General features: G+C 68.5%; 22 protein-coding genes. 12 read left to right on the forward strand and 10 right to left on the reverse strand.

All coding sequences use genetic code 11. The annotated features are described in order from the left end of the window. Positions 1-20: 20 nt before the first annotated feature. Positions 21-2,978, reverse strand: a complete 2,958-nt coding sequence (locus AC0662_RS16475) for an FHA domain-containing protein (RefSeq protein WP_478301430.1) — start codon at positions 2,976-2,978, stop codon at positions 21-23. A gap of 482 nt (positions 2,979-3,460) precedes the next feature. Here AC0662_RS16475 and AC0662_RS16480 point away from each other — a divergent pair, with 482 nt between their 5' ends. After that, positions 3,461-5,776 carry a M4 family metallopeptidase gene (locus AC0662_RS16480; RefSeq protein ID WP_478301432.1) on the forward strand — a complete coding sequence of 772 codons (2,316 nt, stop codon included), beginning with the start codon at positions 3,461-3,463 and terminating at the stop codon, positions 5,774-5,776. A gap of 74 nt (positions 5,777-5,850) precedes the next feature. Here the strand turns inward: AC0662_RS16480 and AC0662_RS16485 are convergent, their stop codons facing one another. Together AC0662_RS16485 and AC0662_RS16490 are read right to left on the reverse strand one after the other, a co-directional pair. Then, positions 5,851-7,029, reverse strand: a complete 1,179-nt coding sequence (locus AC0662_RS16485) for an SGNH/GDSL hydrolase family protein (RefSeq protein WP_478301434.1) — start codon at positions 7,027-7,029, stop codon at positions 5,851-5,853. Positions 7,030-7,200: 171 nt separating this feature from the next. Continuing rightward, positions 7,201-8,466, reverse strand: coding sequence for an ArsR/SmtB family transcription factor (locus AC0662_RS16490; protein WP_478301436.1), 1,266 nt, complete (start codon positions 8,464-8,466; stop codon positions 7,201-7,203). Between the two features lie 155 nt (positions 8,467-8,621). On the opposite strand from AC0662_RS16490, the gene AC0662_RS16495 reads away from it, so the two are divergent. From AC0662_RS16495 to AC0662_RS16535, 9 genes are all read left to right on the forward strand, one after another. Next, positions 8,622-9,536 carry a nucleotidyltransferase domain-containing protein gene (locus AC0662_RS16495; RefSeq protein WP_478301438.1) on the forward strand — a complete coding sequence of 305 codons (915 nt, stop codon included), beginning with the start codon at positions 8,622-8,624 and terminating at the stop codon, positions 9,534-9,536. Positions 9,537-9,692: 156 nt separating this feature from the next. Then, on the forward strand, positions 9,693-11,816 hold the full coding sequence (locus AC0662_RS16500) for an alpha-galactosidase (RefSeq protein WP_478301440.1): 2,124 nt from the start codon (positions 9,693-9,695) through the stop codon (positions 11,814-11,816). A 37-nt stretch (positions 11,817-11,853) separates the two neighbouring features. After that, positions 11,854-12,798, forward strand: a complete 945-nt coding sequence (locus AC0662_RS16505; RefSeq protein WP_452194879.1) for a carbohydrate ABC transporter permease — start codon at positions 11,854-11,856, stop codon at positions 12,796-12,798. Beyond that, positions 12,795-13,676 (forward strand): carbohydrate ABC transporter permease, encoded by an 882-nt coding sequence (locus AC0662_RS16510; RefSeq protein ID WP_452194881.1) that lies wholly within the window; start codon positions 12,795-12,797, stop codon positions 13,674-13,676. The genes AC0662_RS16505 and AC0662_RS16510 overlap by 4 nt, the downstream gene beginning before the upstream one ends. Beyond that, positions 13,676-15,028, forward strand: coding sequence for an ABC transporter substrate-binding protein (locus AC0662_RS16515; protein WP_478301443.1), 1,353 nt, complete (start codon positions 13,676-13,678; stop codon positions 15,026-15,028). The genes AC0662_RS16510 and AC0662_RS16515 overlap by 1 nt, the downstream gene beginning before the upstream one ends. 182 nt (positions 15,029-15,210) lie before the next feature. Next, positions 15,211-15,720 (forward strand): DUF1707 SHOCT-like domain-containing protein, encoded by a 510-nt coding sequence (locus AC0662_RS16520; protein WP_478301445.1) that lies wholly within the window; start codon positions 15,211-15,213, stop codon positions 15,718-15,720. Further along, positions 15,717-16,130: a hypothetical protein gene (locus AC0662_RS16525; protein WP_452194887.1), complete on the forward strand. Its 414-nt coding sequence runs from the start codon at positions 15,717-15,719 to the stop codon at positions 16,128-16,130. The genes AC0662_RS16520 and AC0662_RS16525 overlap by 4 nt, the downstream gene beginning before the upstream one ends. Then, entirely contained in the window at positions 16,123-17,574 is a 1,452-nt protein-coding gene (locus AC0662_RS16530) for a multicopper oxidase family protein (protein WP_478301448.1), read from the forward strand. The genes AC0662_RS16525 and AC0662_RS16530 overlap by 8 nt, the downstream gene beginning before the upstream one ends. Before the next feature lie 42 nt (positions 17,575-17,616). Then, positions 17,617-18,366: a hypothetical protein gene (locus AC0662_RS16535; RefSeq protein WP_478301450.1), complete on the forward strand. Its 750-nt coding sequence runs from the start codon at positions 17,617-17,619 to the stop codon at positions 18,364-18,366. A gap of 5 nt (positions 18,367-18,371) precedes the next feature. Here AC0662_RS16535 and AC0662_RS16540 read toward each other — a convergent pair whose 3' ends face one another. The 7 genes from AC0662_RS16540 to AC0662_RS16570 form a co-directional block, all read right to left on the reverse strand. Then, positions 18,372-18,551 carry a hypothetical protein gene (locus tag AC0662_RS16540; RefSeq protein WP_478301452.1) on the reverse strand — a complete coding sequence of 60 codons (180 nt, stop codon included), beginning with the start codon at positions 18,549-18,551 and terminating at the stop codon, positions 18,372-18,374. A gap of 83 nt (positions 18,552-18,634) precedes the next feature. Beyond that, on the reverse strand, positions 18,635-19,732 hold the full coding sequence (locus AC0662_RS16545) for a sulfite oxidase (protein WP_452194893.1): 1,098 nt from the start codon (positions 19,730-19,732) through the stop codon (positions 18,635-18,637). Positions 19,733-19,772: 40 nt separating this feature from the next. Then, entirely contained in the window at positions 19,773-20,381 is a 609-nt protein-coding gene (locus AC0662_RS16550) for a response regulator transcription factor (RefSeq protein WP_478301454.1), read from the reverse strand. A gap of 10 nt (positions 20,382-20,391) precedes the next feature. Beyond that, positions 20,392-21,522, reverse strand: a complete 1,131-nt coding sequence (locus tag AC0662_RS16555; RefSeq protein WP_478301456.1) for a sensor histidine kinase — start codon at positions 21,520-21,522, stop codon at positions 20,392-20,394. A 70-nt stretch (positions 21,523-21,592) separates the two neighbouring features. Continuing rightward, the gene (locus AC0662_RS16560; RefSeq protein WP_452194899.1) at positions 21,593-22,327 is read right to left on the reverse strand and encodes an ABC transporter permease; all 735 of its coding nucleotides are present in this window, start codon (positions 22,325-22,327) and stop codon (positions 21,593-21,595) included. Further along, entirely contained in the window at positions 22,324-23,199 is an 876-nt protein-coding gene (locus tag AC0662_RS16565; RefSeq protein WP_478301459.1) for an ATP-binding cassette domain-containing protein, read from the reverse strand. Before AC0662_RS16565 ends, AC0662_RS16560 begins: the two co-directional genes overlap by 4 nt. 418 nt (positions 23,200-23,617) lie before the next feature. Next, positions 23,618-24,613, reverse strand: a complete 996-nt coding sequence (locus AC0662_RS16570; RefSeq protein ID WP_452194903.1) for an alpha/beta hydrolase family protein — start codon at positions 24,611-24,613, stop codon at positions 23,618-23,620. 131 nt (positions 24,614-24,744) lie between these two features. Between AC0662_RS16570 and AC0662_RS16575 the strand changes: the two genes are divergently transcribed. Both AC0662_RS16575 and AC0662_RS16580 read left to right on the forward strand, forming a co-directional pair. Next, positions 24,745-25,779 carry a LacI family DNA-binding transcriptional regulator gene (locus AC0662_RS16575; protein WP_452194905.1) on the forward strand — a complete coding sequence of 345 codons (1,035 nt, stop codon included), beginning with the start codon at positions 24,745-24,747 and terminating at the stop codon, positions 25,777-25,779. Between the two features lie 59 nt (positions 25,780-25,838). Further along, complete coding sequence (locus tag AC0662_RS16580; RefSeq protein ID WP_478301461.1) at positions 25,839-26,738, forward strand: aminoglycoside phosphotransferase family protein; 900 nt, start codon at positions 25,839-25,841, stop codon at positions 26,736-26,738. Position 26,739 lies beyond the last annotated feature (1 nt).

Consider the following 26,739-nt stretch of genomic DNA (forward strand, 5'->3'; position numbering starts at 1 on the left):
CCGGGGTCAGCTGCCTGGGGTCAGCTGCTCAGGGTGACGCCGGAGACGGCGAACGTCGTGCTGCCGGACTTGAACGTGAGAGCGGCCGCGGTCGCGCTGTCCGGCAGATGACCCTTGAACGTGATCGAACCGTGCTCGGTACCGCCGGCCGCGACCTTGCCCGGCCACGCGCTCTTGCCGGTGTCCGCGCGCAGAGCGGTGCCGTCGGCCGCCGTGAACGTCGTACCGTCGAGCGGGATCGTGAACGGCTCCTTGCCGGCGTTCCGGATCGCGACCTCGACGCGGGTGAAATGACTTGTGTACGTGACGTTCTCGACGGTCATCGTGATCCCGGATCCGGTCTTGGCGACGGGCTGGATCAGCCGGTCCGCACCGGACTCGTTGCCGGACAGGTAGCCCGCGACGTACTTCGTGCCCGCGGTCACCGCGAACCCGCCGACGCCGACACCGACCAGCACCACCGCGATCGCGATCAGGACCGACACGTCGAACCGCCCCGGTCGCTCGTCCTTCGGCGCGGCCGCGTCGAGCAGCGCGAGCACCATCGCCACCACGAGTGCGATGCCCGGCGGCACCAGCCAGCGCAGCGCACCACTCGGTCCGTCGGAGAAGAACGTGACGATCAGGTTCACGGCCAGGCCGAGCACAATCACACCACCGGCCGCAATCAACACCCGCGGCAGCCGCACCGTCCCCACAGCGTCGCCGTCACCGAACTCGGCGACCCGCCGGTCAGCGCTGAGTCGACGCTGATCCGCGCCACTCCCGCGCTGATCGGCGCTGGGCCCGCGCTGGTCTGTGCCGGGTTGGCGTGGGTCTGCGCCTTGCGGGTACTGGACCGCGGCGTATGCGTACTGGTCCGCGCCGGGCTGACCCTGGCCTTCCTGAGAGCGCCGATCCGCTGACCGCCGATCGCCACCAGAGGAGCGGCGGTCATTACCAGCACGCCGATCCGCGCCCCGGCGATCCATGCCGCTGGAGTCGGGCCAACTGTCCGACTGGTTCCAGTTCGGCTCCGAGTGCTCGATCTGACCCGAAACATCCCACGGCGACCGCGCGGGCTCCGGGTGGTCCGCCGACGGGTAAGCCGCCCAGGTCTCCCCGTCCCGCACATCCTCGAACCCCGGCACAACCCCAGCAGCCCCGAACTGACGCTCACCCTCAGCCGAACGCCCAGACTCCCGCCCACGCCCCGACTCCCCGACAACCCCATCGCCACCAACGAATCCGCCGTCCCCAGCAGGCTCGTCGTTCCCCGGGTACGCGTCGTTCCCCGCGTGCGCTTCGTTCCCCGGGTACGGGTCGTTCGGCGGGTACGAGTCGTTCCCCGCATGCGCGTCGCTCCCCGGGTACGCACCATCGCCGACGTACGCCGAGTCCACGCCGTCCCCGTCGTTGTCTGGATACGACGAGCCTGCAGCATCCCCGTCCCGCCTAGCGAACGGCGAGCCTGCAGCATCCCCGTCCCGCCGCGCGAATGGCGAGCCCGCCGGGCTCGCGTCGCCTCCGGGGTACGGCGAGTCCGCCCCGCTGGCGCCGGCGTGCGGCGCATTCGAGGGGTCCGCGTCCTGCCCTGGGAACGGCGTGTTCACCGGGTCCGAGTCGCCTGCGGAGTACGGCGAGTTCCCGGAACCGCCGTCGGCGCCGGCGTACGGCGTATTCGCTGGGTCCCGGTCACGTTTCGCGAACGGCGATTCCGCCGGGTTCGCGTCGCCTGCGGAGTACGGCGAATTCCCGGCGTCCGCATCCTGCCTGGGGAACTGCGAGTTTGCAGGGTCCGTGCCCGCTCCGGGGTACGGCGTGTTCGCGGGATCCGTGTCGCGACTTGCGAATGGTGAATTCGCGGGGTCTGCGTCGGGCCCGGGGTGCGGCGTGTTTGCGGGATCTGCGTCGCGCGCTGGGAACGGCGTATTTGCCGGGTATTCAGCGCCTCCGGCGTGGGCGTCGTTCCCTGGCCGCGAGTCGGGGGCGTACAGGTCGCGATCGTCCGGTGCCGAGTCGTCGGCGTACGCGCTGTTCGCGGACTGTGCTGCGGCCCTCGGGTCCGTTTCGGGGCCGGTGTATGCCGCGTCCGCACTCGGAGATGGAGGTCCGGCGTACGGGGCATTCGCCGGGTGTGGCGAGTTGCCCGCGCCTGCGTGTGGGTCGGCGTACTGGTTGTCGCCTGGCTGGTCTTCGGCTGGCGGGTACTGGTTGGCGTCGTACCCCACCGGTGCCGCGGCGCGGTTGGCGGGAGGGTCGATGCTGAAATCGGCGAACGGACTGGGTTCAGCGGGGTCGTCTGCGGCGGGACCGGGCGGTGTGGATGCGTTGCTCGCCGGTGCATTGCCGGTGAATCCGGAAGGCGGCTGCGCGAAGGCGCTGTCTGCGAACGGACGGTCTGCTGGTGGATCTCCGGCAACCTGACCGTCGGCGAACGGCGTGCTCGCGGCACCCTCGTCCTCTGCAAACTGACCTGGCGCAAACTGACCCGGCGCCGACTGATCGGGCGCGGGTTGACCGGGCGTCGGGTCGGCTGGGGGCGGGGTGGGCTCGGGCTGAGCGAATGACGGCTCGGCGGCCGGTGGTGCCGGAGGCGCGGCGGGTGCGGGTTGAGCTGGCTCGGGCACGGGGTGGCCTGGCGCGGACGCCGGGGTGGGCATCGGGCCGGAGGCCTGGTGGGGCGCTGGGGTGGTGTCCGGGGTGGTGGATTTGTGGAAGGTGAGGACTGAGCGGCCGATGTGGATTCGGTCGCCGGTGCTCAGGGGAGTTGGTCCGGTGAGGCGGCGGCCGTTGAGGCCGGTGCCGTTGCGGGACTCGTCGTGCAGGGTCCAGGTGCTCGGGTCGTCGCGGGTGAGGCGCGCGTGGATCCGCGAGATCTGGTCGTCGGCCGGGAGCCGGATGTCGGCGTTGGAGGCGCGGCCGATGGTGAACGTGTCGGTTCCGGGCGGTAGCGTCCACTGCTGCTCACCGAGTGACAGCACGAATTCGGTTTCCACTCACACCCCAGCCGGCGTCATCTCGATCGCGATCCGTCGCGCCACGGTCGGGGCGTCGTCGCCCCCGCGGCTGCCAACTCGTCTGCGCGATTCTGCCATCCACATCCGCCCCAGGCCACCAGCAGGTGCCTGACTCCGCAACAGAATATCGGTACCCACGGGGCCCGGTTCGTGATGAATCTCAGGATCCGGAAGGGTTTGTCAGCTCTTGGTAGTGATGACAACGCGGTCAGTTGTCATCAGGGTGCCAACGGCACGACAGCGCCTTGTTCGGGTGTGACGGCGGGCATAGTGTCCAGCCGCGCGATTCATCGGGGACGGATGGAAAAGGGGGCTTCCGCAGCAGATCCGATGGACAGGCCGGAGGTCCCAGGCGAAGTGGTGCACCGCCTGCAGTCCGGCCGAGGCGCGACCCGCCCAAGCACCCGATGAACGAGCGAAGCGAGTTCATCATTCAGTACATCGCGAAGGGACCAACACCAATGGTCTTGTTTCAGCGTTCTCGAAAGCCTGCCGTCGTTCTCGGGGTAACCAGCCTCGCGGCGGCAGCACTCGCCGGACTCGGTACGTCGGCCGCCGGCGCGGCCACCGCCGCGCAGAGTGCGGCACCGCCGCCCCGGCCCTCGCAGGCGCAGTCGAAGGCGTTCGCCGCCGGCTCCGCGTCCTCGCTGGTCGCCGGCCGGCCGAGCGCCCTGCACGCCTCGAAGGAGGACAAGTTCACCGCGAAACCGGTGATCTCGGAGCAGTCCGGGCTGCAGTACGTCCCGTACGAGCGCTCGTACAAGGGGCTTCCGGTGGTCGGCGGTGACTTCGTCGTCGTCACCGACTCCAAGGGGGCTGTGAAGTACACGTCGGTTGCCCAGAGCACCGCCGTACCGGAGCTGTCGACGACCGCCAAGGTGACGGCCGGCGCCGCGCAGAAGACCGCGAACAAGCAGCTGAAGCGGGTCGACTCGTCGACCACGCCGACGCTGTCGGTCTACGCCCTGGACGGTACGCCGAAGCTCGCCTGGCAATCCCGGGTGAGTGGCAGCAACGGCCACGATCCGTCGAGTCTGTCGGTGTACGTCGACGCGCAGAGCGGCAAGGTGCTCGGTACCAAGGAACACGTGATGGCCGGCAACGGTACGGCGGCGTACAGCGGCCCGAGCCCGGTGCACCTGGACACCACGCTGTCCGGCAGCACGTACTCGATGAAGGACCCGAACACCACCAGCCAGTCCTGCCAGGACGCGGCGAACAACACCACGTTCTCCGGTCCGGACGACAACTGGGGCAACGGCAACGCGACCAGCAAGGAGACCGGCTGCGTCGACGCCCTGTTCACCGCTCAGACCGAGCGACACATGCTGACCGACTGGCTCGGGCGGAACGGCTTCGACGGTAACGGCGGCGGCTGGCCGATCCGCGTCGGCCTGAACGACGAGAACGCGTACTACGACGGCACGCAGGTGCAGGTCGGTCACAACACGGCCAACCAGTGGATCGGCTCGATGGACGTCGTGGGTCACGAGCTCGGCCATGGCGTCGACGACCACACGCCGGGCGGTATCTCCGGCAGCGGCACCCAGGAGTTCGTCGCCGACACGTTCGGCGCGGCCACCGAGTGGTACAGCAACCAGTCGTCGGCGTACGACCCGCCGGACTTCCTCGTCGGTGAAGAGATCAACCTGGTCGGCAGCGGCCCGATCCGCAACATGTACGACCCGTCGCAGGTCGGCGACCCGAACTGCTACTCGAGCTCGATCCCGGGCTCCGAGGTGCACGCCGCGGCCGGTCCGGGCGACCACTGGTTCGTGCTGCTCTCGCAGGGCAGCGGTGGCAACCCCAACGTGCCGACCTGCAACAGCTCGACGGTCACCGGTCTGGGCATCCAGAAGGCGATGCGGATCATGTACAACGCGATGCTGATGAAGACCAGCAGCAGCTCGTACCTGAAGTACCGGACCTGGACCCTGACCGCTGCGAAGAACCTGTACCCGGGCAGCTGCACCGAGTTCAACACGGTCAAGGCCGCGTGGGACGCGGTCAGCGTTCCGGCGCAGTCGGGTGACCCGACGTGCAGCACCAGCGGTGGCGTCACGGTCAGCAACCCCGGCAACAAGACCGGCACCGTCGGTACGGCGATCGGCTCGTTCACGCTGACGGCCACCGGCGGAACACCGCCGTACACCTGGTCCGCCACCGGACTGCCGGCCGGTATCACCATCGGCTCGTCCACCGGCACCGTGTCCGGTACTCCGACCGCTAGCGGCACCTTCAACGTCACCGCGACGGCGACCGCGAGTGCCGGCGGCTCGGGCAGCACGTCGTTCACCTTCACCATCAGCGGCGGCACCGGCAGCTGCTCCGGCCAGAAGCTCGGCAACCCGGGCTTCGAGACCGGTACGGCGGCACCGTGGTCGGCGTCGACCGGGGTGATCGACAACACCGCCTCCCAGCCCGCGCACGGCGGCACCTGGAAGGCGTGGCTGGACGGTTACGGCCAGACCCACACCGACACGCTGAGCCAGTCGGTCACGATCCCGGCCGGTTGCTCGGCGACGCTGTCCTTCTACCTGCACGTCGATTCTGCGGAGACCACCACGACGACGCAGTACGACAAGCTCACGGTGAAGGCCGGCTCGACCACGCTGGCGACGTACTCGAACCTGAACAAGGCGAGCGGATACTCGCTCAAGTCGTTCAACCTCTCGTCGTTCGCCGGCCAGACGGTGTCGATCAGCTTCTCCGGCACCGAGGACGTATCCCTCCAGACCTCGTTCGTCATCGACGACACGGGTCTCAACCTGAGCTGACCAGCTCCTGAAACGACCCGGCCGCCGTACCCCACCCAGGGGTACGGCGGCCGGCTCATGTGGTCAAGCGAGCGTCAGCCGAGTGTCATGCGGGGCTCGCCGTTCACCAGACCGGTGCCGGCGATCGTGCAGGTGCCGCCGCGGTTCTGCGTGTAGGTCTGGCGGACGCAGGAGCGGAGCGCCAGCTGGGCCCAGTAGTTCGGGTGCAGGGACTCCTGGATGAAGTAGTTCGAACCAACTGTGGTCACGGTGCGGATTTGGTTGATCCACTCGGTCCGGTCGACCGCCGTGGGTTGTGTCCACGAGCTGAGGCCGACTTCTTCGTACAGGCCGACGGTCTTCTCGCAGAGCCGGCGGCCGTTGAAGGCGGACTGCAGTTCGAGCAGCCGCGCGTTGGCGAGACCCGACTGACCGATCGCATCCCGCACCGTGTTGTTGATGGTCACGAGCGCGGTCGCGTTCGCCCAGTCGGCGTCGGCGTTCCAGAACCCGCAGCCGCCGGTGCTCTGCCGGGTGTAACCGCTCTGCCCGTACCGGAACCCGCTGGCGGCCGGGATCGGTGACGGGTACGTCTGGACGACGAGATTCCAGGACGTGTCGCCGTACCCGGCGTTGCGCATCGCGGTGCGGACATTCTGGAAAGCGGTCGCGATCTTGCCGCGGACCGTGCTGATGTTCGCGGCGGTGAAGTTGGCGACGACCGACGAATCGTCGCGGCAGTAGTCGGGGTTCCAGGACGGCGACAGCAGGAAGTCCTGCACGCACTGGGTCACGATCGACGCGAAGTTGAAGTCGTTGCCGCCGATCGAGACCACGACCTGCTTCACGTTGTGACTCGTCGCGAACTGCTGCAGCATCTTCGCCTGGCCGAGATGGCCGGCGCCGTCGTCGTAGAAGTCGATGCCCGCCTTGAAGTAGTCGCCGGTACTGGTCGTGGTGCGCGCGCCGGAGCAGGCGAGGTTCAGCCCGCCGACCCCGCCGCCGATGTACGCCTCGGCGGACTGGCTGCGGTGGCAGCGCGGGATCTGCTCGGCGGTGTGGCCCGCGTTGTCGTGGTAGGCGTGCGCACCGAGCGCGTCGGCCGGTGCCTCGGAGTCGTTCGAGCTGCCGGCCCACCGACCGGCCTCGCCCGAGATGTAGGAGTCCCCGACCGTGACGACGTACGGCGTTCCCGAACCGGGACCGTCGGCCTGGGCCGGGGGAGCGACCAGGCCGAGGCTGGTCAGGGAGAGTAGAAGGATTGCTGCGGACACTCGACGACTTCTCGGAGTTCTCACCGGAAGGCCTCTCTCGCCGGAGTTCGGTGACCGTCAGGACCCCCCACCCGATCACCGTCGCGAGCAATGTACTTCCGGGTAACCACTCTCAGATAGACCCAGCGTGCTGACACGTTTGCGCCCTGTCACCGCCGTGTCATGTGCAGATCAGCTTCCGGGAAGCTTCAGCTCCTCCGGGTAGCGCTCGCCCCACCACGCCCGCCAGCGCGCCTCGAGCTCGCCGCGATCGGTCTCGCCGTACAGCGAGAGGATCGCCATCGTCGCCCCGTCCGGCTTCTGTTCGCCGGGCGGGATGTGACTCAGCACCAGCAACCCGTTGCCCCAGGCATCGACCGTGAGCCCGACCTGGTGCTCGGAGGTGTACCAGATCTCGCCCTTCGCCGCCTGACCGACGAGGTCCAGCTCGTACGCCGCACCGGCCGGCTGCCCCGCGACTCCGAGCTCGGTGATCGGCGAGACGGCGCCCGTACCGGAGAAGAACAGCGTGTGCCGAGGCTCGCCGGAGTGGCGTTCGACGGCGAACCGCAGCTGGTTGAGGAAGGTGATCCAGCCCTCGGTCACGTCGTCGTAGTACGCGTCCCAGTCCGGATCCGCGCCCTTCGGTGCCCTCGTCAGCGTGACCCGGGACCCGCCCTCGACCGCCTCGACGGCGAACTCGTCACCGTTTCCGAGTCTCAGCGTCGTACCGTCCTCGACCGCCTGCGTGAAGTAGATCAGGTCGATCTCTTCGTTGAGCCCGCCCTCGGGGCCCTCGTACTCCCAGCCGTGCCAGTGCCGGATCTTCTCCTTGTTCCGCAGGGCATCCCACACCGCCGCCACCGGAGCGGCAACCGTCACCACGATCTTCATGACTCCTTCGGTACGGCGGGGCGCCGGGTGACCGCCCGCGATAAGCCGGTACGGCCGCCCGCCCGCACTGTCGAATTCCTCGACCACCCGTTGCACCGCCGCGGTCAACGCATCGGTGAACCGGTGCACGTCACCCGGCTCCGCGAACCGCACCTCGGTCTCCAGTGTGAACGTCAGCAGCCGCTTCCCGTCTGCGTCGGCAGCGCTCTGCATCCGGGCGACGTCCCGTACCGTTCCGGCGGCGACGTCCACTAGATGCTCGGCGGCGTACTGGTCCTGGATCTCGGTGAACGCCTGACCCATCACCGCCGGATCGACCACCAAGGCGGCCGACGCGCGCAGGATCCGTTCGGTGAACCCGCGCCGCTGCCGCTCCTCGACGAGCTCGACCAGGCCGGCCTTCTCCAAGGCGCGCAGGTGGTAGTTGACCCGCTGCCGTGGCATCTCGAGCGCGGCCGCGAGCTGGGTCGCCGACGCCGGCTCCCGGAGCAGCTCGAGCAACCGCCGCCGGATCGGCGACAGCGCCAGCCGCACCTTCTCCGGCTCGTCCACGTAGCGCAACATGCCTTCACTGTGCACTTGACAGAAAAAGTTGTCAATTGGCAATGGCGGATCCCCAGGCCATCACAATCGGCGATCCCCACCGCCTCCCCGCGGGGCGACGGCGGCGCACCGGGAATGTGATGGCCTGGGCGTCCGGGGTCGGGCAGCATGGGCGCGTGGCAGTCCAGGGTCCGCAGTTGCCGGTGGGTACGCAGGTGGTGATCCGGGTCGCGGCGCCGGACGACCAAGGCGGTACGGCGCAGCGCGGGGCGACCGGCCGGGTCGCCGGCATCACTCCTGACGGGCGCTACACGGTCCGGCTCGTCGACGGGCGGGAGACGGTTGCCCAGCGCGATCAGTTGAGCTTGCGGACGGCGTACCAGGACGAAGCGATCGAGCTGGATCAGCCCGACGGGGATCGCCTGGTGCGCGAGCACACGATCTACGCCGCGGTGGTCGGTTCCCGCGCGTTCGGCCTCGACACCGATCAGTCGGACACCGACACGCGTGGCGTGTACGTCGCCCCGACCGAGGCGTTCTGGTCGCTCGCGAAGCCGCCGACACATGTGGACGGACCGGAGCCCGAGTGGTTCTCGTGGGAGGTCGAGCGGTTCTGCGAACTCGCGCTCAAGTCCAACCCGAACCTGCTCGAGGTCCTGCACTCGCCGCTCGTCGTCCGGCAGACCCCGCTGGGTGCGGAGCTGGTCGCCCTCCGCCGATCGTTCCTGTCGCAACTCGCGTACCAGACCTACTCCGGCTACGTGCTGAGCCAGTTCAAGAAGCTCGAGACCGACTTCCGCCGGGACGGTTCGCCGAAGTGGAAGCACGTGATGCACCTGATCCGGCTGCTGCTCTCGGCACGCGAACTGTTGCTCGAAGCAACTCTCGTCGTCGATGTCGGTCCGTATCGAGAGCGGCTGCTCGCGGTGAAACGCGGCGAGCTGCCCTGGGACGAGGTAGAACGCTGGCGCCTGAAGCTGCACGAAGACCTCGACGACGCGCTGCGACGCACGGTCCTCCCGGCAACTCCAGACGTCACCAGAGTCGACGCCTGGCTGCGCTCGGTCCGGAAGCGAAGTTCTCTGAGCTGACGGCGCTGCTGTACACGCTCAGGCGCTGATTGGGCTCTTTTCCTTCGTTGTAGAGAGCTCTAGGGTACTTACTTAACTTCGTGAAGCATTGACAACGCGGCTGGCGGGGTAAATAGTTCCGTCCTGAAATCAATCAGAAAGCAGAGTGAATCAACAGTGTCGAACATCGAGATTCTGCAGCTCCGGGCCGGTGAGGTCAGCCTGGTGCTGGACTGTTCCGGTCCGAACCTTCCGTCCGTCCTGCACTGGGGTGCGGATCTGGGCGAGCTGACCGAGAACGCTCTGCTCGAACTGCGGCGTGGCGCCGGCGCGGTCCAGGACGGCAATGGCCTGGACGACAACCGCCCGATCGCGATCGTGCCCGAGTACTCGGCCGGCTGGTTCGGCCTCCCCGGCCTGAGCGGTCACCGCGACGGGCAGGACTTCTCCGCGAGCTTCCGGCTGACCGGCTTGGTGCAGACCGGCAACACGGTGACCGCCGTAGGTGCGGACGAGCCAGCCGGCCTCGCGATCCAGCTCACCATCGAGCTCACCGACTCGGGCCTCGTGAAAGCGAAGGCGGACCTGACCAACACGGGCGCCACGCCGTACACGGTCGACGGGCTGCTGCTCGCGCTGCCGGTGCCGACCGAGGCGACCGAACTCCTCGACATGACCGGCCGCCACATCGGCGAGCGGCACCCGCAGCGGCACGCGTTCACCCAGGGCGCGCACATCCGCGACAACCGCCGCGGCCGCACCGGCGCGGACGCGACCCTGCTGCTGCTCGCCGGTACGCCGGGCTTCGGCTTCCGCACCGGTGAGGTCTGGGGCGTGCACACCGCCTGGAGCGGCAACCACCGCTCGTACGCCGAACGCGGCATGAGCGGGTACGGCGTGATCGGTGGCGGCGAGCTGCTGCTCCCCGGCGAAGGCCGCATCCAGCCGGACGGCACCTACAGCACCCCGTGGATCTACGGTTCGTACGGCGCCGGCCTCGACGAGGTCTCGCACCGGTTCCACGACTACCTCCGGGCCCGTCCGAACCACCCGAAGACCGAGCGTCCCGTCGTACTGAACACCTGGGAGGCCGTGTACTTCAACCTCGACCTGGACAAGCTGAAGGCGCTCGCCGACGCGGCCGCCGAGGTCGGGGCCGAGCGGTTCGTGCTGGACGACGGCTGGTTCCGCGGCCGGCGGAACGACCGCGCCGGGCTCGGGGACTGGTACGTCGACGAGGGGATCTGGCCGAAGGGTCTGCACCCGCTCGTCGACCACGTGAAGAGCCTCGGCCTGCAGTTCGGGCTCTGGGTCGAGCCGGAGATGGTGAACCCCGACTCCGACCTCGCCCGCGAGCACCCGGACTGGATCCTCGCGACCGGCGACCGGCTGCCGCCGACCGCGCGGCACCAGCACGGCCTGAACCTCGGCATTCCGGCCGCCTACGACTACATCCTCGAGCGGCTGGACAGCATCCTCGGCGAGTACGACATCGCCTACCTGAAGTGGGACCACAACCGCGACTTCGTTGACGGCGGCAACCAACAGACGGGTACTGCGGGTATTCACGAGCAGACCGTGGCGGTGTACCGGCTGATCGACGAGCTGAAGCGCCGGCACCCGGGCCTGGAGATCGAGTCCTGCTCGTCCGGTGGCGCTCGCGTCGACCTCGGCATCCTGGAGCGCACCGACCGGATCTGGGGCAGCGACAGCAACGACGCGCTGGAGCGGCAGACCATCCAGCGGTACACCCAGCTGCTGCTCCCGCCGGAGCTGATCGGTTGCCACATCGGCCCGCCGCGCGCACACACCACCGGACGTACGCAGACTCTGTCGTTCCGTGCGATCACCGCGCTGTTCGGCCACTTCGGTATCGAGTGGGACATCGCGTCCGCGAGCGCCGAGGAGCGCGCGGAACTGGCCGGCTGGGTCGCGCTGCACAAGGAACTGCGGCCGCTGCTGCACACCGGTCAGGTGGTCCGCGCCGACCGCGGTCCCGAGGACGTACTGGTGCACGGCGTCGTTGCCCAGGACGGTGCGCGTGGCGTGTTCGGCGTCGTACAGGTCAAGCAGTCGGTGACGTCGGCGGTGGGCCGGGTGCGGCTGCCCGGACTCGACCCGCGACGGACGTACCGCATCAGCAAGGTCACGACACCCGGACCGGAGTCGCGGTCGACGGCCTGGTCGGCGGACGGTGGAAGCGTGGAACTGAACGGTGCCGCCCTCGCCTCCGTCGGTGTGCTGATGCCCGCGCAGTGGCCCGAGAGCGCGATCTTGCTGGACGTGACAGCGGTCGGGTAAGCCCGCCCAGCCGCGAGACAACAGAAGGAGATCCCCCGTGACTGCCACCACCAACGCACCACCCGACACCGATCGAAGTCACGGGGGGCAGGTTGCGCCGCCGGGGCGGCGGCGCAGCCTGGGAGACCTCAAGGTCGCGATGATTTTCCTCGCCCCGGCCACGCTCGGTTTCGTCGTGTTCTACATCTGGCCGACGCTGCGTGGCGCCTACCTGAGCTTCACCGAGTACAGCCTGCTCTCGGCGCCCAAGTTCAACGGGCTGGCCAACTACGAGCGGATGGTCCACGACAGCTTCTTCTGGAACGCGCTCGGCGTCACGGTCGAGTACGTCGTGCTCAACATCGGCCTGCAGACCGTGCTGGCGGTCGGGATCGCGATGCTGATGTACCGGCTGACCAAGTCGATCACGGTCCGGGCCATCATCCTCGCGCCGTACCTGGTCGCGAACGTCGTCGTCGCGCTGGTCTGGTACTGGATGCTGGACGTGCAGGTCGGCGTCGTGAACACGTTCCTCGGCTGGGTCGGGATCGACCCGATCGCGTTCTTCGGGGACTCGCACTGGGCGATCCCGACGGTCGCGGGGATCAACGTCTGGCGGCACATGGGGTACACCGCGCTTCTGGTCTTCGCGGGACTCCAGACGATCCCGTCGTACGTCTACGAGGCGGCCGAGGTGGACGGGTCGACCGAGTGGAAGACGTTCTGGCGGATCACGCTGCCGCTGCTGCGGCCCGTTCTGGTGATGGTCCTGGTGGTCACCATGATCGGGTCGTTCCAGATCTTCGACACGGTCGCGGTGACCACGCAAGGCGGTCCGATCAACGCCACCCGGGTCATCTACTACTACATCTACGAGCGCGCGTTCACCCGGTTCGACTTCGGGTACGCGTCCGCGATGGCGCTGGTGCTGTTCGCGATCCTCGCAGTCGTGTCGCTGCTCCAGCTGCGGCTGCTGCGGGCGAAGGAGAGTGATCTGGCATGAGGCGCCAAGTGAGTGTCGGGCGCACCGTCGCCTGGATCCTGCTGTTCGTCCTGCTGATCGTGACGCTCTTCCCGTTCTACTGGATGCTGCGTACGGCGTTCTCGGACAACACCCAACTACCCGGTCACCCGAACTCGCTGCTGCCGGTGGAGACCACGCTCGGCGCGTTCAAGCGGGTGCTCGGACTGGCGTCGATCGAGGAGGCGCAAGCTCAGGGCGGCTCCGGCGCAGCGGTCAACTTCTGGCTGTACCTGCGGAACTCGTTGGTGGTGGCAACGGTCACGACCGTGTGCCAGGTGTTCTTCAGCGCGATGGCGGCGTACGCGTTCGCCCGGCTGCGCTGGCCCGGGCGGGACAAGGTGTTCGCGCTGTTCCTGGCCGCGCTGATGGTGCCGCCGATCTTCACCACGCTGCCGAATTTCGTGCTGATCAAGAACCTCGGGCTGCTGAACAGCTTCGCCGGCATCATCCTGCCGGGCGCGTTCATGACGCCGTTCGCGATCTTCTTCCTGCGGCAGTTCTTCCTCGGCATCAACCGGGAGTTGGAGGAGGCGGCGATGATCGACGGTGCCGGGCACCGGCGGATCTTCTTCGGGCTGATCATCCCGATGAGCGCGGCGCCCATCGCGACGCTGGCGATCCTGACCTACATCAACTCCTGGAACGACTACTTCTGGCCGTTGCTGGTCGGTCAGCAGGAGAACGTCCGGGTGCTCACGGTCGCGCTGGGCGTGTTCCGGTCGCAGACACCGCAGGGTGGTCCCGACTGGGCCGGCCTGATGGCGGCGACGCTGATCGCAGCGCTGCCGATGATCATCCTGTTCCTGGCCTTCGCCAAAAAGATCACGAACTCCATCGGCTTCTCGGGGATCAAATGATGCTCTCACGAAGGACCCTGCTGAAGGCAGGCTTGGCGAGTCTCGCCGTACCGGCTGTTGCCGCCTGCAACAACGGCGCCACGGCCCGGGGCGAGGGCGAGATCATCTACTGGCTGTGGGACTCGGCCCAGCTGCCGATGTACACCGAGTGCGCGAAACTGTTCCACGAACAGAATCCGCAGTACACGGTGAAGATCGAGCAGTACGGGTGGAACGACTACTGGTCGAAGCTGGTGACCGGCTTCATCTCCGACACGGCGCCGGACGTGTTCACCGGGCACTCCTCGAAGTACCCGCTGTTCGCCGCCAAGGGGCAGGTGCTGCCGATCGACGACTTCGTCTCCCGGGACAACGTCGACCTGGGCATCTACCAGAAGGGGCTCGCGGACCGCTGGATCGGTGCCGACGGCAAGCGATACGGCCTGCCGAAGGACTTCGACACCGAGGTCTACTTCTACAACAGCGCACTCACCGATGCGGCCGGGATCAGTACCGAGCAGCTGAACGCGATGACCTGGAACCCCAAGGACGGCGGCACGTTCGAGCAGATCGTGCGGCGGCTCACGGTCGACTCCAAGGGGCGTCGCGGCGACCAGCCGGGGTTCGACAAGGGCAAGGTCAAGGTGTACGGGCTCGGGTACGCCGACGCCGGTGGTGGCGACGGCCAGACCAGTTGGAGCTGGTACGCCGCCTCCAACGGCTGGAAGTACTCGCAGGGTGAGCCGTGGGGGACGAAGTTCTTCTACGGCGACCCGAAGTTCACCGAGACGATCGGGTGGTGGCGGGGCCTGATCACGAAGGGGTACATGCCGACGTACGCGCAGGCGAAGTCCGGCGTGGACGTGACCACCTCGTACGGCGCGGGCAAGTACGCGATCACGCCGAACGGATCCTGGATGCTCGGCACGTACGGCGAGCTGAAGCAGGTGAAGACGAAGCTCGCGCGGCTCCCGATCGGGCCGGTCGGCAAGCGGATGTCGATGATGAACGGGCTCGCGGACACCATCTGGGCCGGGACCAAACGCCGGGACGCGTCGTGGGCGTGGGTGAAGTTCCTCGGTTCGCAGGCCGCGCAGGACATCGTCGGCAAGGCCGGGGTGGTGTTCCCGGCGGTGGCCGCGAGCATGCCGGCCGCGAAGGCGGCGTTCGCGAAGAGCGGGTGGGACGTCACGCCGTTCCTGGAACCGGTCGAGGCGCGTGACGTGTTCCCGTATCCGGCGAACCCGAACGCGGCGGACGTGACCGCGGTGATGACGCCGGCGATGGACGCGGTGCTGTCGTTCGAGGCCGAACCGGCGTCGCTGGCGAAGGCCAACGACGACGTGAACCAGATCCTCTCGGTGAACAGCTGAGGGAACAGCTAAGGGTTGACCCTGGGCGCGACTACGCCCGGGGGAGTACGCCGTACTGCGTCCAGCGGTGCAGCGTGCTCCTCCGGGGGTAGCGCAGGTGCCGCCGCTCAGGCGACGCGGTGAAAGAGGTTTGAAAGACACGCTTGGTGCCATCGGAAGTACGACGAGCACCGAGGAGTGTCATGAGCGAGGAGAGGCCGGGCGGATCGATCCGTATCGGCGACAGCGAGCGTGAGGACGCGGTCAAGCGTCTGGGCGAGCATTACGAAGCCGGCCGGCTGAGCGCGGACGAGCACTCCGAGCGTGTCGAGCAGGCGCTGCGGGCGAAGACAGCCGCCGACCTGAACGGGCTGTTCGCGGACCTGCCGGGCACCCACCAGGCGACCGCCGGAGCGAACGAGAACTGGGCCGGGCCGTGGGGCTGGCGGAAGCCGCCGTGGACCGCTCCGGAGAACGCGGCAGGCGCAGCTGGATCGGGTGCTGGGCCGGGAGCGGGACAGCGGCCGGAGTGGGCGCGGCGCGGGTTCCTCGGGCGGGTTCCGTTGCCGTTGCTGATCGTGCTGGGTGTGCTCGGGGTGCTGGCGTCGATCGGGTGCGTGGTGGGCGGCGGGCATCCGCCGATCCTGCCGCTAGCGCTGATCGTGGCGGCCGTGTTCGTCATCCGGAAGCGGCGGATGGAGCGGCGCGCATGAGAAGCGTGTACCGCGTGGTCGGACTGCTGATCGCGATCGCGGTCGTCCTGCAGATCGCCTCGATCGCGCTCGCCGGGTTCACGATCGCGAAGGACGCCGACGACGGCACCTCGATCGGGGCGGACTACAGCAATTTCGGCCAGAGTTACCACAGCATCGCGGGTTCGGCGATCGCGCTGCTCGCGCTGGTGTTCCTGATCGTGTCGTTCCTGACCGACGTTCCGCGCGGCCGGGTGCTCGCCGGGATCGTGGTCGGTCTGGTGGTCCTGCAGTTCCTGCTCGCGGTCGTGTCCTTCGGGGTGCCGGCGCTGGGCATCCTGCACGGGATCAATGGGCTCGCGATCGCTGCCGTGGCGAGCATGGGGTCGCGGCGGGCCGCCGTACCCAATCAGCCTGTGACCAGTGGCTGAGGTCAAGAAGCGCCGGTGGGGCCGGTTGGTCGCTCTGGGGATCACGCTGGCGGTGCTCGCGCCGCTGGGGTACCTCTGGGTGACCAGCCTGGTCCCGGGCTCGTACGACCCGGCGGAGATGGGGTACGCCGACTTCGGTGGCGGGCCCGCGTCGATGGGGCACGAGCACCACGGCGGGATGAGTGTCGCGGACCTGACCGGGCCGAAGACGGGTACGCCGGATGTCGCGGTGACGTTGGTGGCGCGGAAGCAGAAGTTCCAGCTCGCGTCGGGGGAGACGGTCGACGGGTACACGGTGAACGGGACGTCGCCGGGTCCGTTGATTCGCGCGAAGGTGGGTGACCTGGTGCAGGTGACGTTCGTGAACGAGTCCGTGAAGGACGGCGCGACGTTGCACTGGCACGGGATCGACGTACCCAATGCCGAGGACGGGGTGGCCGGCGTGACGCAGGACGCCGTACCGGTGGGTGGGAAGCATGTGTACCGGTTCAAGGCGGAGCAGGCGGGGACGTACTGGTACCACTCGCATCAGGTGTCGAGCGACGAGGTCAAGGGCGGGTTGTTCGGGTCGATCGTGATCGCGCCGGCGTCTCCTGGTGAGGTGATCGCGGCGATCCACACGTACGACGGCAGGCGGACGATCAACGGGCGCACCGGGACCGCGCGGGTGGAGATGCTGGCGGGTACGACGGCGCGGGTGCGGGTGATCAACACGGACAACGCGATTCTGCGGGTCGGGCTGGTAGGTACGCGGTACAAGGTGGTCGCGGTGGACGGGAGTGATGTCCACGGGCCGACCGCGGTGACGGCCGCGTATCCGTTGGCTGCCGGGGGCCGGGTGGATCTCGAGGCCGTGGTGCCGGCGGACGGTCTGCGGTTGGTCGCTGGTACGGCGGCCTTGTCGCTCGGGATCGGTCCGAAGGATCCACCCAAGGCCGAGTTGCCGAAGGACACCGTCGATCTGCTCAGTTACGGCACGCCCGCGGCGCTCGGGTTCGACCCGGCGAAGGCGGACCGGAAGTTCGAGTACCGGATCGGGCGGCGGCCCGGGTTCCTGGACGGGGTGCCGGGGCTGTGGTGGACGATCAACGGGCACAAGTTTCCCGACGTACCGATGTTCATGGTCGCGGAGGGGGACGTGGTGCGGATGACGATCTCCAACACCAGCGGTCAGGCGCATCCGATGCACCTGCACGGCCACCACGCGATCGTCCTGTCCCGCAACGGTGTCGCGGCGACCGGTTCACCCTGGTGGGTCGACACGCTGGAGGTCGGCAACAAGGAGACCTACGAAATCGCCTTCGTCGCCGACAACCCCGGCCTCTGGATGGACCACTGCCACAACCTCCCCCACGCCTCCCAAGGCCTGATGACCCACCTCATGTACGAAGGCACCACCACCCCCTACCGAGTAGGAGGCACCTCCCACAACAAACCGGAGTGAACCCGCTACCGGACTACTGCATCCATCACTCATGATGTTCCGGTGAGCGACCCCGACGACGACCTCCACGGTCGCCAGTTGGCGCTGTTGCTGTTCTTCTTCGGTGCGGTCGGTGGCAGTCTGTACTTCGTCGGTTGGCTGGCCCGGCCGAGCTACCTCTACGACCATCCGCTGCTCTGTGCGGCGATCGCGGGCGGGGCGTGTTATCCCGCGCGCTGGGTCGTCGAGCAGTTCGCCTGGTGGAACCGCCTCGAACAACCCACCCTACGAACGCAGGAACGCCGCGACCGCGCCCACGGACGAGCTCTGGCCGAGGCGCGGGCCCGCCGCGATACGAGAGCAGGCGGCGGTCGCCACAGCCGCTCCGGTCGCGGGCGGACGCGGTGGCTCGGACTGCTGCGGATGGTTGTGGGCAGCGTTCTGGTGCTCGGCAGTCTCGCCGTCGCACCGTTCGGGATCGTCGGCGTGCGCCACGACCAGTGGGTGGCTCGGACCGTTCGGGTGGAGCAGGCGGTGGTGGTCTCGGTGAGCATCGACAAGTGGTCGAAGAACCACGATGTCACGATCGCCGTGACGCACCCGCACGACGGGTCGAGGGTGGAGATCGACGGGGCCGACGAGCTCGATCCGCTGCCGCGGGTGGGGGACCGGATCGGCGTACAGGTCGATCCGGACGATCCGACGAACGTGCTCGCCGCGGACGCCGGCTGGGACGTGCCGTGGTACGCCTACCCGCTCTTCGTACTCGCCGCTCTCGTTGCCGCTGGGTTGTTCGCGTTCTTTCTCCTGTGAGGATCTCAGGATGCTTGTTGGAGGGCGGCTAGGTGAGTGCAGGCGGCTGCTAGGGCGGCGGGCTGGGTGGTGTAGGTGCCGTGCCAGAGGGGGTTGTCCGGTTGCGGGTCGAGTTCGTCGTCGACGTCGGCGTACCACTCGTGTGTTGTCCGGAAGACCCGCGCGTGCAGGTGGTTGTCGTTCACCGCATCACTCCTGGAGTGAGAACCGTGTACCACTCCAGGATGTGACGCGGGTACGCCGGAACTCGCCAGCGACACGCGGCGGATCAGGTGACGACGACCGTGATCCGTTGCGCGGAGTTGTTCGCGAAGCCGCCACGGTTCCAGTCGGCCTCGATCGGTTGCTCGTTGCCGGCCGCGTCGTACGCGCGGACCGTAAGCACGTGCTCGCCCGGAGTCGCCTCCCAGTCGTACGCGAACGCCCGCCAGGCGAAATCGTCGTTGCCGGGGGCATCCAACGTCGCCGGGTGCCAGTTCACGCCGGCGTCGGTGCTGACCTCGACCCGTTCGATCGGCGCCCACCCGGACCAGGCCCGGCCGAACAACGGAACGGTGCCGGCGGCAACGAATCGGTTGCGGCTCATGAAGTCCGGGAACCCCGGCGGGACCAGCAGCGCCCGCGGTGCGATCCGGGTGATGGCCTTCCCGGGATCGTCCGGCGCGTGCTTGATCCGGTACGCGACCGAGTTCTGGAAGCCCTGGAACTCGTGATCGATCAGCTCGATCGACCGCAGCCACTTCACACTCGCCATCCCGTACCACCCCGGGACGATGAGCCGCAGCGGGTACCCGTGCTGCGGTGGCAACGGATCGCCGTTCATCTCCCACGCGACGATCGCACCGGAGTCGATCGCCTCGGTCAGCGACAACCCCCGCTGGTAGTCCTGCTCGACCCCGCGCTCCACGCCGTGGTCCGCACCGGTGAACACCACGTCCACGGCATCTTCGCGGATCCCGGCGAACCGGAGCAGGTCCGCCAGCAGCACGCCGGTCCACTCCGCCGTACCGACCGCTTCCGACAACCACGGCTGGCTGATCGGGCGCGGCTGCAAGTTGGCACGGCCGTTGCCGGCGCACTCCAACGTGACCCGGATCGTCCGCCGCCCCATCGCCCGCAGCTCGGTCAGCCCGATCGACAGCGGCTCCTCGACACACCCACCGATTTCGAGGTACCAGTCACCCGCGTTCGTGGCCGGGATGTCGTAGTGCACCAGGACGTAGTGCAGTCCCGGCGGCGTCACGTCGTACCGCATCCCCTCGAGCGGCATGCCGTGGTTCCGCGCCGCGAGTTGCAACTCGTCCGGCGTGATCCCCTCACCCGTGTCCGCCAACCGCCCCCGGACACTGAATTGCTCAATCGACATCAGATCCCTCCCCTAGGGCAACCCTAGAGGTAGGGACCGGCTACAACCACCCGTTGTCCAGAGCGATCCGGGCGGCCTCGGCGCGGGTCCGGGCGCCGGTCTTGCCGATCGCGGCGGACAGGTGGTTCCGGACAGTGCCTTCGGACAGGTGCAGTTCCTTGGCGATGTCGGCGACAGTGCCACCTTCGCGCGCGGCCCGGAGTACGTCGGACTCCCTGCCGGTCAGCGGACTGGTCCCGGCTACCAGGGTCTCGGCGGCGAGTGACGGATCGACCACGCGGAGACCTTGGTGCACCCGGCGGACCGCGTCCGCGAGCTGTGTCGCGGGCGTGTCCTTGACGACGAACCCGGCCGCACCGGCCTCCATCGCGCGGCGCAGGTACCCCGGCCGGCCGAACGTGGTCACCATCAGCACCCGCACCCCGGGTACGGCGATGCGCAACGCGTCCGCCGCCTCGATCCCGTCCAGACCGGGCATCTCCACGTCCAGCAACGCGACATCCGGCCGGGAGCTCTTCGCGGCGTCGATCACTTCGTCACCACGGCCGACCTCGGCCACCACGTCCAGATCGGGCTCGAGGTCCAGCAGAGCGGCGAGGGCGCCACGGACGAGCGCCTGGTCGTCGGCGATCAGCAGTCGGATGCTCACGGCACCATCCTCACAGGTCCACCTTCACGGCCAGCCGGAACCCACCGCCGGGCGCCTGCCCGATCTGAACACTCGCGCCGGCCAGGTCCGACCGCTCGCGCAACCCGATCAGCCCGTGCCCGGACGCGCCGCCTCCAGGCGTCGGACCCTTCCCGTCGTCGAGTACTTCGATCTGCGTCGCCGAGAGCCGGATCGTGCAGCGCTGCGCACCGGAGTGGCGGATGACGTTCGTGACGCCCTCGCGCACCACCCAGGCGAACAGCTCCCGGTTCTCCTCCGGTACCTCGTCGACCCTGGTCGGCAGCTCCGGCTTGATCTCGGCGGCCTGCAGCGCGGCCCGGGCCGAGACCAGCTCGCCGGCCAGGCTGAGCTCGCGGTACCCGGCGACCGCGGCCCGGACGTCGGCGAGCGCGGCCCGCGCCAGGCTCTCGACGTCAGAGACCTCGACGGCGGCCCGCTCGGGATTCGCCGCGATCAGCTTGCCGGCCAGCTCCGCCTTGACCGTGATGACGGTCAGCGAATGGCCGAGGATGTCGTGCAGGTCCCGGGCGAACCGGTTGCGTTCCTCCTGCACGGCCAGTTCGGCCATGTCCCTGCGGGCCGCGTTCAGCTCGATGCTGCGCTGGATCGCCCGCCGCATCCCGAACGTCGCGAGCGCGCCGAGGAAGATCGCGAACCCGTAGCTGTTGTCGGCGGTCCAGCCCGGCACCAACCGCATCGACACCTCGGCGCCGACCAGCAGCAGGAGCACGAACGCGATCCCCGTACGGATCTCCAACAGCATCATCGAGACCGCGGAGATGTAGACGAGCCCGGTGAGCGCCGTCTGACCGGCGGTCGGGATCATCAGCAGGCAGAGCGTCAGCATCACGCCGAGGTAGGCGATCCGCTGCCAGTGCGGCAGCATCCCGGACGTGGCGTTCCTGCGCAGCAGCGCGAAGAACCCGAGGTAGCTGGCGCCGAACAGGACCACCGTGGCGAACCCGAGCACCTTCACGACGCCGTGCTGACGCTCGGAGATGCTCTGCAGCGGCTGCGAGAGGTAGAACAGCCAGATGCCGCCGGCGACCCAGGCCCAGCGGCCGGGGCCGCCGCCCATCCGCTCGGCCAAGCCGTCCAGCACGTTTGGTGACGTCTTCACGGTGGTCACGGTAATCCTTTGTCGTGCTGGACCGCCCGAGCGATCGGCCGCGGGCGGTCCAGGAGATGGTTCAGGCGCGAGCGGTGTCCGCTTGGTACCGGCGCAGCCCGATGAACCCGAGGACGAGCGTCCAGCCGAGCACCACCAGCAGCGCCTGGGTGTCCACACCGCTCTGCGTCAAGGCGCTCCGGGACGTCAGACCGGTCCAGTACGCCGGGGTGAGCTGCGCGATGTGCTTCATCACCGAGGGCATCTGGTCGACCGGCAACCACAGTCCGCCGAACGCTGCGATCAGCATCGTGCTCAAGCCCGTGATGGGTTGCACGCTGTCCGGCTTGGCGACGTACCCGATGACCAGGCCGATGGCGGCGAACGGCAGCGCACCGAGCCAGGACACCAACGCGACCGTCATCCATTGCGAGGCGCTCAGGTGGACGTGGCCGAACGTCATCCCGCACAGGAAGACCACGATGAGCGGCGGGACGGCCAGCAGCAGACTCAGGATCACCTTGTTCACGACGTACGCCTGGGGCTTCAGCGGGGTGAGGCGGAGTGTCCGGTTCCAGCCGCCGTCGCGCTCGGCCGCGATCACGCCGCCGCTGCTCATCGCGGCGGACATCGAGCCGAACATCGCCATACTCACCATCACGTACGCGATCGCGGAGATCCCGGCCTCGTTGGCGTCCTTCGGGATCGTGAGGCCGAAGATCAGGAACAGCACCAGCGGCATCAGGATCGAGAAGATCAGCACCCGCCGGTTCCGCAGCGTGCGGCGGATGTCGAAGATCAGGTAGTTGCGGTTCATGCCAGCGTCTCCTGTGCCTTGTTCTGGTCGGCGATCGCGAGAACGGCGTCCTCGAGGTCGGCCGAGGTCACCTCGATGTCGTGCGCCTTGGTGTTGTCCAGCAGGTACCGCAGGGTGTCGTCGGAGTTCGCACACTGCAGCAGCACCACGTCACCACGGGTCTCCACGTTCCGTACGCCGGGCTGCGACGCGAGCGCGGCCAGATCGGCACCCGGGATCGTGGCGCGGATGGTCCGCCCGGAGACACTCGCCTTGATCTGCGCGGAGGTGCCGTCGGCAACGACCTTGCCCTGCCGCATCAGCACGACGCGGTCGGCGTACGCGTCCGCCTCCTCCAGGTAGTGGGTGGCGAACAGCACGGTCCGGCCGCGGGCGGTCTCGGCGTGCATCGACGCCCAGAAGTCGCGACGGGCCTCGACGTCCATCCCGGTCGTGGGTTCGTCCAGCACGATCAGGTCCGGCTGCGGGATGATCGCCATCGCGAACCGCACCCGCTGCTTCTGGCCGCCCGACAGGCCCTTCATGGTCCGGCGCGTCAGGTCACCGATCCCGGCGCGCTCGAGCGCTTCCTGGACCGGCATCGGGTCCTTGTGGAGGCCGGCGACGAGATTCAGCAGCTCGCCGACCTTCGCGTCCTCGATGATGCCGCCGCTCTGTAGCATCACACCGACCTGCCCCTGGGCGATCGCGTCGGTGGGCGTCCCGCCGTACACCTGGACGTTGCCCTGGTCCGGCTTGACCAGACCGAGCAGCATCTCGATCGTGGTCGACTTACCGGCCCCGTTCGGGCCGAGCAGCGCCACCACCTCACCGGCCCGAATCGTCAGATCCACCCCGGCGACGGCCTGCACGTCCGCATACCTTTTGGTCACACCCCGCAGGCTGACCGCAGTCGTTGTCGTCATACGCAGAGCTTCCCGAGAAACGCCGTACCGGACCTGGATCGCCCGTCACAACCGACCCATGACATCCGTCAGCCCACTTTCAGGGTCGGCTCTCAGGGGCGACTACCACCCCCGCCCGCGCGGCGCGTGCCCCCGGCTTTGTGGAAACAAATAGCCGCCCAGCGACCAAAACCTTCCACTGATCGCCGCCGGCACACGCCAAAACCCTTGGTCTGGCGGTGTGACCGGAACTCCGCCAACTGACTTTGGATGTACGACGCTCGGTGGGTCGTGCCCTGGTTGGGGTCGGAGTTCCACTCGGTCATCAGGAGCGGCTTCCCGAACCGCGCCTCAGAACTGACACGTTCGCGGCCGCCCTTCCGAGGGAGGGGCGGCCGCGGCGTGCTCAGCGCCGTACGAAGTCGAGGATGTGCCGCCAGTCCTCCTCGATGAGGTCGTGGCCGCCCGGGCGGACGTGATAGCCGATGTCGTTCACGCCGAACGCGGGACGGGCCGCGACCACGGCCAGGTACTCGCCGACCGGGTCGGCCCACGCGTCGTCCTCCGCGCTGCAGACGTAGACGCGGCGGGGCGCGATGCTCGCCAGCAGTTGATGCTGGTCCACCGGGAGGCGGTTCTCGCGACCGGCGTACGCCGTGAACGACGGGACGAACCAGTGCGGGAACCTCGACGTGATCGCGGCGATGTCCTCACCGCCCGGGTGCCGGAAGAGCGAGGCGCCGCAGCAGCCCGAGTCGTTGGAGACCGTCACGGCGAACCGCTCGTCCTGGATGCCGGCCCAGAGAGCGGCCTTGCCCAACCTGGAGTGGCCGACGGCGATCGCGTCGGTCGGGTCGATGCCTTCGATGCGCCCGGCGACGTCGAGGCAGCGGGACAGCCCCCAGGCCCAGGCCGCGACCGCGCCCCAGGATTCGCCGTCCGTGGTGGGGAAGAGCGCCCGAACGCCGGTCGCGGTGGGTGCCGGGTCGTCGGGTTCGATCTGGCGGTAGTCGACCGCGAGTACGGCGTACCCGGCCTTCGTGATCGTGGCGTAGGGCCAGCGCCGGGCCTGTTCGCTGTCGATCGTGTCCTCGATGCCGGTGAAGCTCAGTACGACGATCACCGGCGCGGAGTTGGCGCCCGCGGGCAGGTGGGTGAGGAGGTCGAGCTCGAGATCGCCGAGCGGGCAGGCGATCACGGCGCGGTGGCGAAGGCGGTCGGCCGCTCCGTCGAGTACGCCGTCCTCGCGGGACTGCAGCACCAGGTCGGTGAGCTGTCCGCCGGGTGGGGTGTGGCCGAAGATGGTGCGGGTGAAAGTGCCGATCACGTCGGCGCCGAGGGGTGGGAGGTCGTCGGGCAGCGTGGCGTCCTGCCAGGGTTCGGGGAGCGGTCGTTCCGTCATCAGGAGTCCCGTCGTAGCGCAACTATTTTCGCGGCCGATTCTGCCCTGTTTACGACGCGTTAAGCGCAAGCGATTGCACCCCTCTACACTCGGGGTCTCTACCGGTCGCGCGAGGAGGAGTCGAGACAGTCATGGCGAAACGGGCCAGCATGAGTGACGTCGCCCGGGTGGCGGGCGTCTCGCTGACCACCGCCTCGCGTGCGCTGAACGGTGTCGGCCGGGTGTCCGCCGAGACACGGGCGAAGGTGATCGAGACTGCAGAGCGCCTGCAGTTCCAGCCGGACATGATCGCACGGTCGTTCGTCACCGGGCGCAGCTTCATCGTCGGCGTGCTCGCGGAGAACGCGCACGGACGGTTCAGCATGCCGCTGATCATGGGCGCCACGAACCACCTCGGCAGGCAGAACATCGCCGCGGTCACCCTGGACGCGCACGGTACGCCGCGGGTGCTGCACGACTACCTGAAGCGGCTGCGGTCCCGCCGGATCGACGGGATGCTCGTCGTCGGTGACGATCCGAACCGGGCGAGTCTCGTGCTGTCGGAGGACTTAGCCGTACCGGTCGTCTTCGCGTCCTCGTCGGCGACACCGGAGACGGACTATGTCGTCGCGCCCGACAACCGCGGCGCCGGCGCGGCCGCGGCTGAGCAGTTGATCCGCCTCGGGCACCGGCACATCGCGCACGTCACGGCCGCCGTCCACGAGCCGGCCGTCGATGCGCGCGTCGAGGGGTTCACCCGGGCGATGGCGGCGGCCGGGATGCCGATCGCGATGGGCGGCGTGCCGCTGTACGGCAGCTACCGGCAGCGTTGGGGGCTCGACGCGGCGGAGCGGATCATCGCGAGCGGCCAGCCGGTGGACGCGATCTTCGCCGCCAACGACGAGATCGCGATCGGGTTGTTCGCCAGCTTCCACCGGCACGGGATCCGGGTGCCGGACGACATCGCGATCGTCGGGTACGACAACCGGCTGGCCGGCGTGATTCGGCCGGACCACCCGTTGAGCACGTTCGACCCGGAGCTCATGACGGTCGGCGCGCGGGCGGCCGAGCGGCTGCTGTCCGTGATCGGCGGGACTGGCGAGCCGGGGATCGACTACGTCCAGCCGCGGTACGTCGAAGGCCGGTCGACCGTCGGCCCGAGGCTGGAGCCGTACGACATTCTCTAACTGCAGTACCTGTGGCTAAAGAGGTTGACCGCCGTACGGCGAGGTGTGACAGTCGCGCGATGACGGGTGTACCGAAGCTGCACGATGACGAGGTCGAGATCGACTCCGCGCTGGTGGAGCGACTGCTGGTCGAACAGTTCCCGCAGTGGACCGGGTTGCCGGTGCGCGTGGTCGAGCGGTCCGGCACCGACAACGTGACGTTCCGGGTGGGGGACGAGCTCGCGGTCCGGTTGCCGCGGACGGAGCGGAACCGGGGGCAGGTGGAGAAGGACCTCGCGTGGATGCCACGACTCGCGCCGTACGTGCCGTTGGCGATCCCGGAGCCGCTGGAGCTCGGGGTGCCCGGGGCCGGTTATCCCTTCACCTGGGGTGTTTACCGGTGGCTTCCGGGGGAGCCGTACGCGCCGGACAACGCCGACCCGGTCCAGATCGCAGGGGAGCTCGCGGAGTTCGTGCGCTGTCTGCGGGAGGTGGACGCGACCGGTGCGCCGGTGCCGTCGGACGATCCGTTCGAGCGTGGTACGCCGCTCGCGCCGCGGGACGCGATGTTCCGCGAAGCACTCGACGAACTCCGCGAGTACTTCGACGTCGGCCAGGTGCTCGCCTCGTGGGAGGAATCGCTCGCCGCGGACACGTTCGCCGGATCGGCGCGCTGGATCCACGGCGACCTGATGTCCGGCAACATCCTCGTTGCCGACGGCAAATTATCGGCGATCATCGACTTCGGTACGGCGCGCGCCGCGGACCCGGCCGGCGACGTGATGCCCGCGTGGTGGCTGTTCGAAGGCGAGTCCCGAAAGGCCTACAAACAAGCCCTTTCCGTCGACGAGCCCACCTGGCTTCGCGCCCGCGGCTGGGCGCTCTCGCTGTGTCTGATCGCGATCCCGTACTACCGCGCCCGCAACCCCGACGCGATCCCCGACGGCCAGCAGTTCATCGCAGACATCCTCACGGACTGAC

This window comes from Kribbella sp. NPDC043289 (assembly GCF_056436705.1).

Excerpts from the sequence above, each read along its gene's own strand:
- AC0662_RS16480 (WP_478301432.1), top strand. The coding sequence starts at position 3,461 with ATGGTCTTGTTTCAGCGTTCTCGAAAGCCTGCCGTCGTTCTCGGGGTA.
- AC0662_RS16490 (WP_478301436.1), bottom strand. The coding sequence starts at position 8,466 with ATGTTGCGCTACGTGGACGAGCCGGAGAAGGTGCGGCTGGCGCTGTCG.
- AC0662_RS16510 (WP_452194881.1), top strand. The coding sequence starts at position 12,795 with ATGAGGCGCCAAGTGAGTGTCGGGCGCACCGTCGCCTGGATCCTGCTG.
- AC0662_RS16515 (WP_478301443.1), top strand. The coding sequence starts at position 13,676 with ATGCTCTCACGAAGGACCCTGCTGAAGGCAGGCTTGGCGAGTCTCGCC.
- AC0662_RS16520 (WP_478301445.1), top strand. The coding sequence starts at position 15,211 with ATGAGCGAGGAGAGGCCGGGCGGATCGATCCGTATCGGCGACAGCGAG.
- AC0662_RS16525 (WP_452194887.1), top strand. The coding sequence starts at position 15,717 with ATGAGAAGCGTGTACCGCGTGGTCGGACTGCTGATCGCGATCGCGGTC.
- AC0662_RS16545 (WP_452194893.1), bottom strand. The coding sequence starts at position 19,732 with ATGTCGATTGAGCAATTCAGTGTCCGGGGGCGGTTGGCGGACACGGGT.
- AC0662_RS16560 (WP_452194899.1), bottom strand. The coding sequence starts at position 22,327 with ATGAACCGCAACTACCTGATCTTCGACATCCGCCGCACGCTGCGGAAC.
- AC0662_RS16570 (WP_452194903.1), bottom strand. The coding sequence starts at position 24,613 with ATGACGGAACGACCGCTCCCCGAACCCTGGCAGGACGCCACGCTGCCC.
- AC0662_RS16575 (WP_452194905.1), top strand. The coding sequence starts at position 24,745 with ATGGCGAAACGGGCCAGCATGAGTGACGTCGCCCGGGTGGCGGGCGTC.
- AC0662_RS16580 (WP_478301461.1), top strand. The coding sequence starts at position 25,839 with ATGACGGGTGTACCGAAGCTGCACGATGACGAGGTCGAGATCGACTCC.